Origin of the sequence: Bifidobacterium sp. N5G01, from assembly GCF_002742425.1 — a bacterium.
Lineage (GTDB): Bacteria > Actinomycetota > Actinomycetes > Actinomycetales > Bifidobacteriaceae > Bifidobacterium > Bifidobacterium hominis.
On record NZ_NJNP01000001.1, the window covers coordinates 230,321 to 245,483 of the forward strand.

General features: G+C 56.3%; 12 protein-coding genes. 1 reads left to right on the forward strand and 11 read right to left on the reverse strand.

Translation table 11 applies throughout. The features are described from left to right. Positions 1–80: 80 nt before the first annotated feature. Both CE168_RS00995 and CE168_RS01000 read right to left on the reverse strand, forming a co-directional pair. On the reverse strand, positions 81–1,520 hold the full coding sequence (locus CE168_RS00995) for an MFS transporter (protein WP_099570757.1): 1,440 nt from the start codon (positions 1,518–1,520) through the stop codon (positions 81–83). A 222-nt stretch (positions 1,521–1,742) separates the two neighbouring features. Further along, positions 1,743–3,137, reverse strand: coding sequence for a replication-associated recombination protein A (locus CE168_RS01000; protein WP_099570758.1), 1,395 nt, complete (start codon positions 3,135–3,137; stop codon positions 1,743–1,745). 83 nt (positions 3,138–3,220) lie between these two features. Here CE168_RS01000 and CE168_RS01005 point away from each other — a divergent pair, with 83 nt between their 5' ends. Next, positions 3,221–5,779 carry a DEAD/DEAH box helicase gene (locus tag CE168_RS01005; RefSeq protein ID WP_099570759.1) on the forward strand — a complete coding sequence of 853 codons (2,559 nt, stop codon included), beginning with the start codon at positions 3,221–3,223 and terminating at the stop codon, positions 5,777–5,779. On the opposite strand, the gene CE168_RS01010 is transcribed toward CE168_RS01005, so the two are convergent. The 9 genes from CE168_RS01010 to aspS all read right to left on the reverse strand — a co-directional run bounded on the left by CE168_RS01010 (position 5,761) and on the right by aspS (position 15,153). Continuing rightward, positions 5,761–6,711 (reverse strand): PPK2 family polyphosphate kinase, encoded by a 951-nt coding sequence (locus CE168_RS01010; RefSeq protein ID WP_410050783.1) that lies wholly within the window; start codon positions 6,709–6,711, stop codon positions 5,761–5,763. The two genes, CE168_RS01005 and CE168_RS01010, sit on opposite strands and share 19 nt — an antisense overlap. Positions 6,712–6,931: 220 nt before the next feature. After that, on the reverse strand, positions 6,932–8,074 hold the full coding sequence (locus CE168_RS01015) for an amino acid ABC transporter permease (RefSeq protein ID WP_099570761.1): 1,143 nt from the start codon (positions 8,072–8,074) through the stop codon (positions 6,932–6,934). 6 nt (positions 8,075–8,080) lie between these two features. Further along, on the reverse strand, positions 8,081–8,758 hold the full coding sequence (locus CE168_RS01020; RefSeq protein ID WP_099570762.1) for an amino acid ABC transporter permease: 678 nt from the start codon (positions 8,756–8,758) through the stop codon (positions 8,081–8,083). After that, complete coding sequence (locus tag CE168_RS01025) at positions 8,758–9,597, reverse strand: glutamate ABC transporter substrate-binding protein (protein ID WP_180753418.1); 840 nt, start codon at positions 9,595–9,597, stop codon at positions 8,758–8,760. The genes CE168_RS01020 and CE168_RS01025 overlap by 1 nt, the downstream gene beginning before the upstream one ends. A gap of 39 nt (positions 9,598–9,636) precedes the next feature. After that, a complete protein-coding gene (locus tag CE168_RS01030; protein ID WP_180753680.1) occupies positions 9,637–10,395 on the reverse strand; it encodes an amino acid ABC transporter ATP-binding protein in 759 nt (252 codons plus the stop codon). 179 nt (positions 10,396–10,574) lie between these two features. Next, the gene (locus tag CE168_RS09220) at positions 10,575–10,709 is read right to left on the reverse strand and encodes a hypothetical protein (protein ID WP_260805305.1); all 135 of its coding nucleotides are present in this window, start codon (positions 10,707–10,709) and stop codon (positions 10,575–10,577) included. Between the two features lie 171 nt (positions 10,710–10,880). Beyond that, on the reverse strand, positions 10,881–11,645 hold the full coding sequence (locus CE168_RS01035; RefSeq protein WP_099570764.1) for an amino acid ABC transporter ATP-binding protein: 765 nt from the start codon (positions 11,643–11,645) through the stop codon (positions 10,881–10,883). Further along, entirely contained in the window at positions 11,642–13,195 is a 1,554-nt protein-coding gene (locus CE168_RS01040) for an ABC transporter substrate-binding protein/permease (RefSeq protein WP_099570765.1), read from the reverse strand. The genes CE168_RS01035 and CE168_RS01040 overlap by 4 nt, the downstream gene beginning before the upstream one ends. 158 nt (positions 13,196–13,353) lie before the next feature. Further along, positions 13,354–15,153 carry an aspartate--tRNA ligase gene (gene aspS / locus CE168_RS01045; RefSeq protein WP_033501290.1) on the reverse strand — a complete coding sequence of 600 codons (1,800 nt, stop codon included), beginning with the start codon at positions 15,151–15,153 and terminating at the stop codon, positions 13,354–13,356. Positions 15,154–15,163 lie beyond the last annotated feature (10 nt).

The window sequence follows — 15,163 nt, forward strand, 5'->3', positions numbered from 1 at the left end:
GGTAGAGACAGCATAGCAAGCCGGCATTTCCTGACGAAACGCTTTCCTCACATTACGCTACAGGCTTTTTCTATAGCCGGTTATTTACGTTTTGCACCGATTCGGAACGCCGCAATCAGGCAGCAGATGGCTATGGAGACGATGGCAATCATCGTGGCGAACGTCCAACTTCCGCCGACAGCTGTGGCATGACGGAACGCATCACTGCCCTCTTCGCCCGAACCGGACTGGGCCACCGACAGAATCGTGGAGAAGAGCGCCGTGCCAGCGGCACCACCAAACTGCAGGCAGGTATTGAACACCGCATTGCCGTCCGGCATAAACTGAGGCGCGATATTGCGTAACGCGTTGGTCATGATATTGGAAAAACCAAGCGAATAGCCAAGCCCGAAAATGAAATAGAAACCGGCAAGCATGACGGATGTCAGTCGCATGGAAAATACCAGCAACAGAATCGGCCCGCAAATCGCGGCGAAAAACGCGACGAGAATCGGACGCACCGGTCCGAAACGGTCATACAGCATACCGCCAACCGGTGCGAAGAACGCACCGATCAAAGCGCCGGGCAACACCAAAGCACCGGCGAGGAACGCGCTGGTGCCCAACGAAAGCTGCGCCACATTGGTGATCACATAGCCAAAACCAATGCCGACGATCGGCAGCAGCATATAGGCGACCAAATGCAACAACACCATCGGATCACGTAGCCATCCCAAACGAATCAGCGGCGAGAACGAACGCTTCGACGACCAGCCGAAGAACAACAGCGAACCCAACCCAACTATCAGACTCACCACGGCGAACACCGCCGACACCGTGGCGCTACTGCCGGCAACCGCAGCGCTGACCGCAACACCGGCCTGATTCAGGAACATCACCAATCCGCACAGCGCAAGCACAATCGAAACAAACTGCAACGGATTGAGACGCGCTTCTTCCGTCGGACGATGCTGTTCGATGCATTTCAAACCGACAGGCAGCGAAATCAGCAGAATAACCGGAATGACGATTACGAAAATCGCACGCCATGGCAGAATACTCGACACCGCGCCGCCCACGGTCGGTCCAATTGCCGGAGCCACAGTAATGACCAGCGAGCCAACGCCCATCAATCGTCCGACCTTGCTCTTTGGCGACTGCTCAAGAATGATGTTGATCATCAGCGGCGTGGCCACACCGGAACCCATGCCTTGAATCACGCGGGCAGTGAGAATGACCGGGAACGCATGGCCGACGATCATGATCAACGAACCGAGCACCGCAAGCGACACCGCGGCAAGGAACAGCGTGCGATGCTTGAACCGACGGTTGAGGTACGACGACAACGGCATGGTTGCGGCCACCACCAGCAGATAGATGGTGGTGATCCATTGCACGGTTGCGGTATCGACGTTGAATTCCCGCATAAGTTGCGGGAACAGTACCGTCATGACGGTTTCGGTGAGAATGCCAATGAAGGCGAGGGAGCCGACTGCCACAATCGCTCCGATGAGTTTGCCGGGGATGCGTTCGTCTGGCATTTTTCTGACGTTTTCGCTACTGTTTCGACTGATATGGCTGGTGGTTTCGAGCGTTGTATTCCGTTCTTGCATAATCACTTTCCGCGCACTTTTTCCTGCGGCCATGTGCGACGCCGCGATTGACGCATGGGCCTTGCTCATAGCAAGCAAGCATCAACCCCAACGAAGAATTTTAGCGGACCCCTAGTCCAACGGCAACGAAGAATGAGAACTGACACCACACTAGGCTCGATCAGAGTCACCGGTTTGACCACCATCCTTCTCATGCAGGATTTTGCGAATTTTCTCCAATCTCGGTTTGATCTCATGCTCGTAACCGCGATCGTTCGGATGGTAATATTCCCGCCCTACCAGCTCGTCCGGCATGTATTGCTGCGGAGCTACGGCACCTGGCCAATCATGGGCATAGCGATACCCCTCATGATTTCCCCAACTTTTCATCAAGGCGGTCGGCGCGTTCCTCAAATGCAATGGCACTTGGCCGATCAGTCCCACGTCCACATCGGCGAGCGCGCTGTTGATGGCGTTGTAGCTGGCGTTCGACTTCGGAGCGGTGGCAACGGCGAGCGCGGCTTCCGCAAGAATGATGCGCGCCTCGGGCATGCCGATCATGGCCACGGCTTGTGCCGCCGCGACGGTTACCTGCAGTATTTGCGGAGCCGCCATGCCGACTTCCTCGGAAGCTGCGATCATAATGCGCCGTGCGATGAACCGCGGATCCTCGCCCGCGCGCAGCATGCGCGCCAAGTAGTGCATGGTGGCGTCCGGGTCGGATCCACGCATGGATTTGATGAATGCGGAGATGACGTCGTAATGGTCGTCGCCGTCTTTGTCATAGCGCACGGTGGCCACATCCATGACCTGCGACACCACATCAGGGGTGATAGTCGGTCGTTTTGCGCCTTTTTTACGTGCTTTGTCACCAGTAAGCGCCCCTGCGGCCGCTTCGAGGATCGTCAATGTTTTTCGTGCGTCACCTCCGGCCATGCGCACGATTTCGTCGATGGCCTCATCGTTGATTTTGACTTCGTTCTTAAGCCCGTGCTCACTTTCCACAGCCCGATTGATGAGCGTTTTCAAATCGTCGGGTTCCAGCGATTCGAGTTTGACAACCACGGATCGGCTCAACAACGGTTTGATGACGGAAAAGCTTGGATTTTCCGTGGTGGCCGCAATGAAGGTGACGTCACGGTTTTCCACGCTTGGCAGCAATGCGTCCTGCTGCGATTTGGAGAACCGGTGCACCTCGTCGATGAACAGTACCGTTTCCTTGCCTTCCGAGACAAGACGGTCATGGGCGCGTCTGAGCACGTCCCGCACGTCCTTGACGCCGGAGGTGACTGCGGAAAGCTCTTCGAAGACTCGACCGGATTGTTTGGCCACAATATAGGCGAGCGTGGTTTTGCCGACCCCTGGAGGTCCGAACAGAATAATGGAGCTCGGTGCCGTCAGCGAGCCTTTGGACGCCGGATTGGCGAGCCTGCGCAGAGGAGAGCCCTGCCCTAACACCCGCGACTGACCCACCACTTCGTCCACGCTCGACGGACGCATACGCACGGCCAGCGGACGCGTCATGTCTTCGGGAGCGTCCATCGCGCCAAACAAATCCTCAGTCATAACTTCTACTGTACCGCAACATACGCAATAATTCGAACACACGTTCGACGTTCGAGTTCATGCCAGACGGTAGACTGGCAATCATGGCTGACGATATGAATTACGGTTCTTTGGGCGCGTTGGCGCCGAGTTGGAGCGATGGCGAGCGCAACATCGACACGGACGAGATCTACGAGCGCTTTTTCGAGTGGGTGGCGGACATCAAAGGCGTTGAGCCGTGGCCCCATCAGGAAGAGGCCATCATGGACCTGCTCGCGGGCGACCATGTCATTTTGAACACACCCACCGGCTCCGGCAAATCACTGGTGGCGTTGGGCATGCATTTCGCGGCGCTGTGCACGGGCCGTCGCTCGTATTACACGGCTCCGATCAAGGCGTTAGTGTCTGAGAAGTTCTTTGATCTGGTGGAGGTGTTCGGCCGTGAGAACGTCGGCATGATCACCGGAGACACGCACATCAACGCCGATGCTCCGATCATCTGCTGCACTGCGGAGATTCTCGCGAACCAGGCATTGCGTGAGGGCCGTCATGCCGATGTCGGCTGTGTGGCGATGGACGAATTCCATTACTATGGCGATGCGGAGCGCGGTTGGGCTTGGCAGGTTCCGCTGCTGACGTTGCCGAACACGCAGTTTTTGCTGATGAGCGCCACATTGGGCAACGTCGATGCGATCGCCGACAAACTGGAGGATATGACGGATACGGACGTCGACATCATCGCCAATGCGCCGCGCCCGGTGCCGTTGACGTACGAGTACACGCTCGACCCGTTGGAGAAGACCGTCGAACTGGCGTTCGGCAGAGGCGAAACACCGATTTATGTGGTGCATTTCTCCCAAGACGCCGCATTGGAGACGGCGAACGCCCTGGCAAGCACGGGCGTGTCCAGCAAGGAACAACGTGCCGCCATTGCGGAGGCGATCAAGGGCACGAAGTTCACCACCGCATTCGGCAAGATTTTGCAACGTCTGTTGCGCACCGGAGTCGGCATTCACCATGCGGGTATGCTCCCCCGCTATCGTCGTCTGGTCGAGCAGCTCGCCCAGCAGGGTCTGTTGCCGGTGATCTGCGGCACAGATACGTTGGGCGTCGGCATCAACGTGCCCATCCATTCCGTGGTGCTGACCGCATTGACCAAGTTCGACGGCACGAAAATGCGCAAACTGCGGGCCCGAGAATTCCATCAGATCGCAGGGCGTGCGGGCCGTATGGGCTTCGACACGGAAGGGTTGGTCATCGCCGAAGGACCGGAATTCGAAATCGAGAACGCCAAGGCTCTCGCCAAGGCAGGCAATGATCCTAAGAAGCTCAAGAAAGTCAAGCGCAAGAAGGCGCCAGAAGGTTTTGTCACATGGAATGAGAACACGTTCGACAAGCTGATCGACGCGGCCCCTGAAACTTTGGTGCCACATATGAAGGTCACGCATTCCATGGTGTTGAACGAAGTGGCGCAGGGCGGCGACGCACGCTACCGCATCGACCGCCTGATCGACGATTCGGCGCAGACTCCGGAACAGAAGGAGCGTCTTCATGATCGTGCCGACGAGATCTTCCAAACGCTGTTCGACACGAATGTGATCGAAACAGAAGACCGCGACGATGGCGGCAAGGACTATTTCATGACCGTCGATATGCCGGATGATTTCGCACTTGACCAACCGTTGAGCCCGTTCCTGCTGGCCGCGTTGGAACTGCTTGATCCGGAATCGGAAAGTTACGCGCTTGACGTGATTTCCATGGTGGAAGCCACGTTGGAGGACCCGAAGCAGGTGTTGCGCGCGCAGGAACGTCAAGCTCGCGATGCGGCGATGATTCGCATGAAGGAAGATGGCCTCGACTATGACGAGCGCATGGACCGCTTGCAGGAAATCACCTATCCGAAACCACTGGAAGACATGCTTCAAGCGGCGTTCGACGAGTACCGCCATGATGTGCCTTGGGCCAACGATTACTGGTTGAGCCCGAAATCGGTGATCCGGGACATGGTCGAAACGGCCTCCGATTTCACTGGTTACATCTCGCGCTACAACATCGCCCGCTCCGAAGGCACGCTGCTGCGCTATCTATCTGACGCATATCGCACGCTGGCACGTACCGTTCCTTTGGAGAAGCGTAACGAACAGTTACGGGACATCATCTCCTGGCTGCGCGTTGTGGTTCGTTCCATCGACTCCTCGCTGGTCGACGAGTGGGAGAACGCAGGAGCCGGCACCGACGCTTCCGAAGCCGCCGCGAACCTGGCCGCGCCCGGTGCGAAGCAGGCCGTGGTGGAAGATCGTCGAGGCCTCACCGTGCTCGTACGCAATGCCATGTTCCGCCGCGTACAGCTTATGGATCTCGACAAGCCCGATGAGCTTGGCGCGCTGGACAAAGACTGGGGCTATGGCGTGCACGAATGGGAGGATGCGCTCGACGACTTCTACGATGAACACGAATACGTCAACACGGATGCGAAAGCCCGTAGCGGCGAGCTGTTCATCCTCGACGATTCCAAGGAGAACAGCGAACACAGCTGGAAAGTGCGTCAGATCATCGACGATTCCGATGGCGACCATGATTGGGCCATCACCGGAACCGTCGATCTGGATACCACACAGTCGAGCGGCGAAGTCGTGTTCTTCGACTACAGCGTTTCCAACTGACGTCGCATTTCGTCGGCATCGACTTCCAAGGGCGGCCAGATCATGTTCATGTTCTTCAATACGTTGCGGAGCAGTTCGGACACGACCGCCCTTGAATACCAACGATTGTCGGCAGGCACCAAGTACCAGGGCGCCTGCTCGGTGCTCGTACGTGCGAACACGTCCTGCCATGCTGCCATGTAGTCGTCCCAACGGGCACGCGCTTCAAGGTCGCTGGGGTCGAACTTCCAATATTTGGTCGGATCTTCCAGCCTGCCGAGGAAATGCTCCTTCTGCTCTTCTTTGCTCACCACAAGGAATATTTTGATGATGGAGCATCCGTCCGCAACCAATTGCGATTCAAATCGGTTGATTTCGTCATATCGTGCCTGCCATACCTCCTCCGGATATGTTTTGTAAATGCGTGGCATGACGATATCTTCATATTGCGATCTATCGAAAATGGAGATCCAACCATTCTGCGGCAGTTCCCGTTTGATGCGCCACAAATAATCATGGTCTTTTTCCTCGCCTGTGGGAGCACCGAAACCGTGATAATGCATTCCCATCGGATCACCTTGGCTGAACACGTGACGTACGATGCCGCCCTTGCCGGATGCATCCATGCCTTGCAGAATAATCAGCAGACGACGGCGGGATCCCTTCACGCCATTGGCGTACATCAGCCGCTGATATCGTGCGATTTCGGAAGAACTGATCGTAATGAACCGTTCCGCATCGTCTTTGTTGCCGTCAAAGCCCGGCGTGGAATCGCCGTCGATTCCAGCGACCCTCGTATCGTGGTGGAATCGTAGCAGCTGACCGGGAGGCAACGTCCATACGGAGCTGAGCAATTCGCTCGCCTTGGCGACGTTCGCGAGCCCCTCGGCAACGGAACTGCAGTTCTCCCCCTTCTCAAGCCTGTCCTCAACCTTGTTCAACGTCTTCGCAATGGACGATATCTTCGCATCCTTGTCTTTGTCTGACACGTCAAGCCTCCTTGCTTACCCCCTATAATAAGCGATGCGGCGATTGGATCATGGCATCGCCACGCCCAATCGCCGCATCCTGCTTTTCTTACGTTTTGCCTGACTTCTTTCACACAATAGGGCGCTGATTCCTCGCTCTCTGCAAAAAATCAGCGCCCTATCGGTCTTCGCAGATCAGATGACGTCACTGCTTGGGCTTATCGCCCTTTGACTTGTCGGACTTCGGCTTGTCGAATCTTAGCTTGTCCTGCTTGGACGTCTCTTTGATCGGTCTGCCGTTCTTGTCGAACTCGACCTGGCTTTCCGGATGCGTCTCGTCGAATCCCTGAACGTAGCGGGTCTGACGCCAATGGCGAATCGACGCGTTGGAACCACGATGATGCACATGATACAGGCGCTGGGCGCCGCCAAGCGGCACACCTTCCTTGGCCACGGCAATCTGATTCACATTCGACGGATCCATAATGGCAATCGGCGCGACCGGTTCCGGTTCGGCAGGTGCCGCGGTGTGCTTCTGCATACGTTCCGGCAGCCATTCCGCAAGTCGGCTCAGCAGCCAACATGCGATGAAGTAGATGACGGCGGCAACAACCAGCGTCTGCAGAATATTGAAGTACATCGAACCAAGTCGGCGTGATTCCTGCAACAGATCGGTATACATGATGATCGAGCCAAGGGCGGTATCCTTCAGCACCACCACCAACTGCGTCACAGCGGCAGGAAGCATGGCGTAGATGGCCTGCGGCACTTCGACTTCCATCAGCGACTGCGTGCGAGTCAGACCCAAGGCGAGCGACGCCTCACGCTGACCGTTCGGCAGGTTGCCGACGCCGGAACGAACGAGCTCAGCCACCACGGAACCGTTGTAGATCACCAGCGCGAGCACCACAGCCCAATATGCCGGGCTTGCCATGCCGGCAAAAGCGAACCAACGCCAGAAGAAGATCATGAGCAACAGCACAGGGACTGCGCGCGCGAACTCAACGACGGCACCGGAAATCGCACGAATCACGATGTTCGGAAGCAGACGGCCGATGCCGAACAGCAAACCGAACAGCACCGCGCCAATCACGGCCAAAACGGAGGCGCGAATCGTGGCCCACAATCCCGGAAGGTAGAAGTCGGTCCACGCTTCGGCATCAAGAGCCGGCTTCCACAGTTCCCAGCTCAGCTGGTTCTCGCCATCCGGCGGATTGTGAAGCCTCATGAGAATCAACACAACTACGATCGCGAAGGCGATGCCTGCGATCCAATTGACGATACGAATGGTTTTACGGCTCTTAGGACCGGGCTGGTCGAACAGCACCGCGCTTTCATTGCTTGCCATGGTGCGTCACCTCCTCACCGCGAGCTTGTTGGACAGATACGTGGTCAGCATGCCGATCGGAATGATCAGAATCACATAACCGAACGCGAAGATAAGGAAGATCGGAATAATCACGTCAGAACGGTATTCGATCATTTCGCTCATCAACGACGAAGTTTCGGTGGCGACGGATGCCGCGGCCGCAACCGTGGAGTTCTTCAGCAATGCGATGAGCGTATTACCCAACGGCGCCACAGAGCCGCGGAATGCCTGCGGCAGAATGATCTGGGTGGCGGACTGCATGAAGTTCAATCCCAATGCGCGACAGGCTTCAGCCTGACCGAGAGGCACCGTGTTGATGCCGGATCGGAGCGATTCGCACACGAAAGCCGCCGTATACAGGCTCAAGCCGGTGACGGCCAGCCAGAAGAAGTTCGTGGCGAATGTGTCGGAGAAGCTGAGCTTCAACTGCGCATAGGCGCCCAGCACCATGAACACCATGATGATGGTCAACGGCAGGTTCTTGAACAACTCGACATAAGCGCCCGATACCACACGCAACGATGCGACCGGAGAAATGCGCATCATCACGAGGATGACGCCAAGAATCGTGGAGAACAACGCCGACCACAAGGTCAGTTCGATGTTCACCAAGAACGCAGCCGGCACATTGTACTGGCTGAACAATGAGATGAGCGCTTCCATTACTTCTCCCCCTCAGTCGGCTCCGGCGGATTGTACTTCGCGTTCGGCGTGTATGCGGTGCCCTTCGTGTTGTCGGAGATGGCACGCTTCCAAGAACCATCCTGAATCATATCGGCGATGGCGTTGTCGATCCGGGTGGCCAGCTTCGTATCGCCCTTCTTGATGCCGACGCCGTAATACTCCTGGGTGAACGGCTTGCCGACCACACGCAGACGGCCACGCGAAGCGGAGGCAAGACCTGCCAGAATAATATCGTCGGTGGTCACCGCATCAACGATGCCCGAGAACAGTGCAGTAGCGCATTCCGCGTAACCCGGCTGCTCCATGAGCTGCACTTCGTTGGCGAACTTCTCCTTGACGGTAACCGCGGAAGTTGAACCAGTCACGGAGCACAGACGCTTGCCGTTAAGATCCTCCGGACCCTTGATGGAGGTTTCATCCTTGCGAACCAGCAGATCCTGACCCGCAACGAAGTACGGTCCCGCGAAGGAAACAACCTTCTTACGCTCGTCAGTGATGGAATACGTTGCAACGATGAAATCGACATCGCCATTCTGCAGCATGGCCTCACGCTGCTTCGACGGCGCCTCCTTCCACACGATCTGGTCTTCGGAATAGCCAAGCTTCTTGGCGATGTACTTGGCCACATCCACATCGAAGCCAACATAGGTGCCGGACTTCTTGAAGCCCAGACCAGGCTGGTCGAATTTGATGCCGACGCGAATCTTGCCATCGGCATCGTCCGCACCACATGCGGACACTGCGAACACGCACGCAAACGCGCAGAAGGCCGCCATAGCCCTGCGCAGCATACGCTTCGCCCTCATAGAAAGTTTCATATCGAAAATCCTTCTTCTGTCTTATTCCCGTCAGTCATTTCAGTGGGTGAGAATCTTCGACAGGAAGTCCTTGGCACGATCGGTCTTCGGATTTTCAAAGAAGTCCTCCGGCGTGCTCTGCTCAAGAATCTGGCCGTCGGCCATGAACACAACCTTGTCGGCCACCTTGCGCGCGAAGCCCATCTCGTGGGTCACGCACAGCATGGTCATACCTTCATGAGCCAGCTCCACCATGACGTCAAGCACTTCATTGACCATTTCCGGATCAAGCGCGGACGTCGGCTCATCGAACAACATGACCTTCGGCTGCATGGCAAGCGCTCGGGCGATAGCGACACGCTGCTGCTGACCGCCGGAAAGCTGCGATGGCATCTTGGAAGCCTGCGAAGCCACTCCCACTCGGGAGAGCAGGTCCATGGCAAGACCCTCGGCCGCCTTCTTATCCATGTGGCGCACCTTGATCGGCGCAAGCGTCACATTCTCAAGAATTGTCTTGTTGGCGAACAGGTTGAACGACTGGAACACCATACCGACCTCGGCACGCAGGCTGGCGAGCTCCTTGCCTTCCTGGGGCAATGGCTTTCCATCAATGCGAATATCACCGGAATCAATGGTTTCCAAACGGTTGATGGTGCGGCACATCGTGGACTTGCCGGAACCGGATGGGCCGACGATGACCAGCACCTCGCCCTTCTTGACGGTGAGGTTGATGTCCTTGAGCACATGCAAGTCACCGTAGTGCTTTTCAACGTGGGTCAATTCGACCAGCGGTCGGCCGCTGTCTTCCGCACCCGGCATGATTGGGCGCGTCTCTTGTGTTTCTTTGATATCTGTCATATGGGCAGTATATGGAAGACATGTTTCCGCGGCTGTTACCACCCCTGACATGCTCAGAATATGAGACAGCGTTATCTCAAAAAATGCATCATAGCGCGTTATCGGACGCAATGCTGATATCTCACGCACCATGATGGCAGCTACCACAATCGCGGCAATTCGATAGCCAGCACGGCTATTACGAACAATACGGCCACCGCACCGAACACCACTCGTTCGGAAACCTTGGATTTGAAACCGTCCGCAACGCGGCGCCACATATCACCAATACTCATGCATTCCAGCGTAGGAACGCCAAGCAACGAGAATGAGCAAGACAGGCGAACGCAAGATGAATTTCATCCTACATTCGCCTGTCTTTTACATGCAGATTCGTATGCGAACCTTTTACGATGGCACGTCCATCACGTTACCACCGTAATCCGCATGCCACCCTGTCAAAACCGTCAGAGCACTTTGGAAAGGAATGCCTTCAAACGCTCGCTCTTCGGATGGTTGAAGATCTCATCCGGAGTGCCTTCCTCTTCGATCACGCCCGCATCCGTAAAGATCACACGGGTGGCCACTTCGCGGGCGAAACCCATCTCATGGGTCACCAGCACCATGGTCATTCCCTCTTCGGCTAGTTCACGAATGACTTCGAGCACATCTCCGACCATTTCCGGGTCGAGCGCCGATGTGGCCTCGTCGAACAGCATGACTTTCGGACGCATGGCCAAGGAGCGAGCGATGGCCACACGCTGCTTTTGACCGCCTGACAACGATTTCGGCATAGCATCGGCCTTTTCGGCCAATCCCACGGTTTTCAGCAATGCCATCGCATGTTCTCGTGCCTGCTCGTCGGTTTTCTTGTGCACCAGTTTCGGCGCGAGAGTGATGTTGTCGATCACGCTCATGTTGTTGAACAGGTTGAAATGCTGGAACACCATGCCAACCTGCTCACGCACCTGGTCGATGTTCACGTGCGGATCGCCCAAATCATGGCCGTTGACCACAATCTGGCCGCTGGAAGCCTGTTCGAGTCCATTCAGGCAACGCAATATGGTGGATTTACCGGCACCGGACGGTCCGATGATGCAAATTACCTCGCCCTTGCGTACCGTAAGATCGACGCCTTTGATGACTTCTGTATGACCATATTTTTTATGCAGATTCTTGACGTCGATGATCACTTCGCCATCATTGTTGCCGTGATTGCCGTTCTCGCTCATCGATTCACCTTCCTGTCAACGATATTGGCCAGCCATGTGAGGATGGTGATGGCCACGAAGTACATCACACCGACGATCAGCAACGTTTCGGTGACGCGGAAGTTCGCCGCATACAATTGCTGCGCCTGGTACAGCAATTCACCGAAGCCGATGGCCAGCAGCAGCGAGGAATCCTTGATCATAATGACCAGCTGGTTGATGATCGACGGCATGGCGATCGCAGTGGCCTGAGGCATGATCACGCGCGCCATGGCCTGATGATGGTTGAGGCCAAGAGAACGTGCGCCCTCCATCTGACCAGAGTCAACGGACTGCACGGCGCCACGCACGATTTCCGCCAGATATGCGCCGGAATTGAGCGACAGCGTCAACGCGCCCGCAACCCAAATGTTCACACTGTGTCCGATCAGCTGCGGCACACCAAAATAGAAGAAGAACGCCCATACCAAAATCGGCGTACCGCGAAACACTGCAATGTAAACCTTAGCTATGCCTTCCAGAATCTTGTTTTCGGACACCTTCATCAAGCCAAAAGCGACACCCAGTACCAGCGCGATCACAAACGACAACAAGGTGATCAGCAACGTGTTCTTCAGACCGGTCAGCAAAGCCGGCATCGACTGTTTGACAAGACCAAAGAAACCGACCTTCTTCTGAGCCGTGCCATCGGCACCATTATCGGTGACCTTGCCGGAAATCGCCTCGACTTGTTCCTTCGCGCCGGCTTCGCCCAGATATTGCGCGACGATCGTCTCGTATTTGCCTGAAGCGATGAGCTTGTTCAAACCATCGTCGATGGCGGCCAGAAGATCAGCGTTCTTGCCCTTGTTCACGGCCATGCCATATTCGCCATGCGGCACTTTCGGGGTCACGATCTTCAAACCGTTATTTTGGGAAACACCGTAGGCAAGCACCGGATAGTCGTCAAATACCGCGTCCGCATTACCGGATTTGACCATCTCGTACATGGTTGACGACTGGTCCACGGAAGTCACGGTGTAGCCATACTCGTTCGCATGCTGCTTGGCGTAGGATTCGCCTTCCGAACCGGTTTTCGCAACAACGGTTTTACCATCAAGATCCTTGTAGCTGGTAATACTATCGTTGTTTTCAGCGATGGCCATTTGAATGCCGGACTGGAAGTAAGGATTGGAAAAATCGTAAGTCGCCTTGCGTTCGTCGGTGATTGACATGCCTGCGATCACCACATCCACCTGATTGGAACTCAAAGCCTGCAATGCCGCATTGAAACCCAATGATTGGATGGTGACTTCGAATCCTTCTTCTTGGGCGATGGCACGAATCAGTTCCATATCGATACCGGTCATCTTGCCGTTCTCCCGATATTCGAACGGTGCGAACGTGGTATCAGTACCAACCGCGTAGGTTTTGCCCTTGACTGCGGAGGGATCTCCGACTTCGGCGGCGTTAGCACTGGCTGGGGATGCGACGAGTGCACTCACTGCCACAATCAGTATCATCGCCAACGCGAGAAGTCGCATCCAGACACCATGAAAATCATGTTTTTCCAACGATTGCTTCAAATTCATACTACAGATTCAGTTCTTTCTCATAATATTTCAGATACTCATCTTTGCTCCACCATACCGGCAGCAAGAGAAAATAGACAACGCAAACAATAAAAACAGGCTGTCCTTGCACGGTCTCTCATGCAAAGACAGCCTGTCATCTCAAAGCGAAAACGCTATCAGTCTTCGTCTTCTTCCGGATCATAATCAACGCCGGTTTCCGCACGCTGTTCGTCGGAAATCGGAGCCGGAGCGCCGGTCAGCGGATCACGACCGCCGCCAGCCTTCGGGAAGGCGATGACGTCGCGGATGGAGTCAGCACCAGCCAGGATAGCGGCGGTACGATCCCAACCGAGAGCGATGCCAGCGTGCGGCGGAGCACCGTACTTGAAGGCTTCAAGCAGGAAGCCGAACTTGTCGGCAGCCTCTTCAGGGGTGATGCCCAGCACATCGAGCACACGATCCTGAATGTCATCACGGTGGATACGCACGGAACCGCCGCCCATTTCGTTACCGTTGCACACGATGTCGTAGGAATCGGACATAGCGTGTTCCGGATCCTTGTCGAAGGTGTCGATCCAATCCTTGGACGGCATGGTGAACGGGTGGTGCATGGAAGTCCACTTGGAGTGGCCGACCGCCACATCGTCATCATCCGGATCGTCGGCGGCCTTGAACAGCGGGAAGTCCACAACCCAGGTGAACGCGAAATCGTCGGGCTTGAGCAGACCGGCACGATCAGCCAATTCCACGCGCACGGCACCCAGCAGCTCCTGAGCGGAGGTGCGGCGGCCTGCGGCGAAGAACACGGCATCGCCGTCTTCCGCGCCAACGGCTTCCTTCAGGCCAGCGCGTTCCTCTTCAGACAGGTTTTTGGCAACAGGTCCCTTGAGCTCGCCGTTCTCAGCGAACACCACGTAGGCAAGGCCCTTGGCGCCACGCTGCTTGGCCCAATCCTGCCAAGCGTCGAACTGGCGGCGAGGCGTGGCTGCACCACCCTTGAAGAGCACCGCGCCGACGTACGGAGCCTGGAACACGCGGAACGGAGTGTTCTTGAAGTAGTCAGTCAGCTCGATCAGTGGATTGCCGAAACGCAAATCCGGCTTGTCGGAGCCGTACTTATCCATGGCTTCCTGCCAAGTGATGCGCTGAATCGGCAGCTGGATCTCATAGCCTGCAGACTTCCAAATGGCAGCGATGACCTTTTCGGCCATGGCCATCACATCTTCCTGATCCACGAATGCCATTTCCATATCAAGCTGGGTAAACTCCGGCTGTCGGTCGGCACGGAAATCCTCATCACGGTAGCAACGCGCCAGCTGGTAGTAGCGTTCCACGCCAGAGACCATGAGCAGCTGCTTGAGCAACTGCGGGGACTGCGGCAATGCGTACCAGGAACCCGGCACCAAACGGGCCGGCACCACGAAATCGCGGGCGCCTTCCGGCGTGGACTTGATCATGGTCGGAGTTTCGACCTCTTCGAAGCCCATCTCCTCCAGAGCGTGGCGTGCGGCCTTCGACATCTGGGAACGCAACTTCAGATTGCGCTGCATGGACGGACGACGCAGATCGAGATAACGGTACTTGAGACGAACTTCCTCACCCGGCAGCTTGTTCTCGGACTCGTTCTCCAAAGCGGTGGACACCTGGAACGGCAGCGCATCGGACTTAGCAAGCACCTCGATGCTTTCGGCAACGACCTCGATCTTGCCGGTGGCCAGATGATCGTTCTCATTGCCGTCCGGACGCAGGCGGACCTCGCCTACAACCTGAATCACAAACTCGGAACGCAGCGGACGTGCCATGTCCTCGTCATAAATGACAACCTGCACCAAACCGGTGTTGTCGCGAAGATCGATGAAGGCCACGCCGCCGTGGTCGCGACGACGATCAACCCAACCGGAGAGCGTCACCTTCTGACCGACGAGTTCCTCGGTCACTTCGGTTGCATGATGTGTTCTATAAGCCGTCTGGCTCATGCTTCCCCTA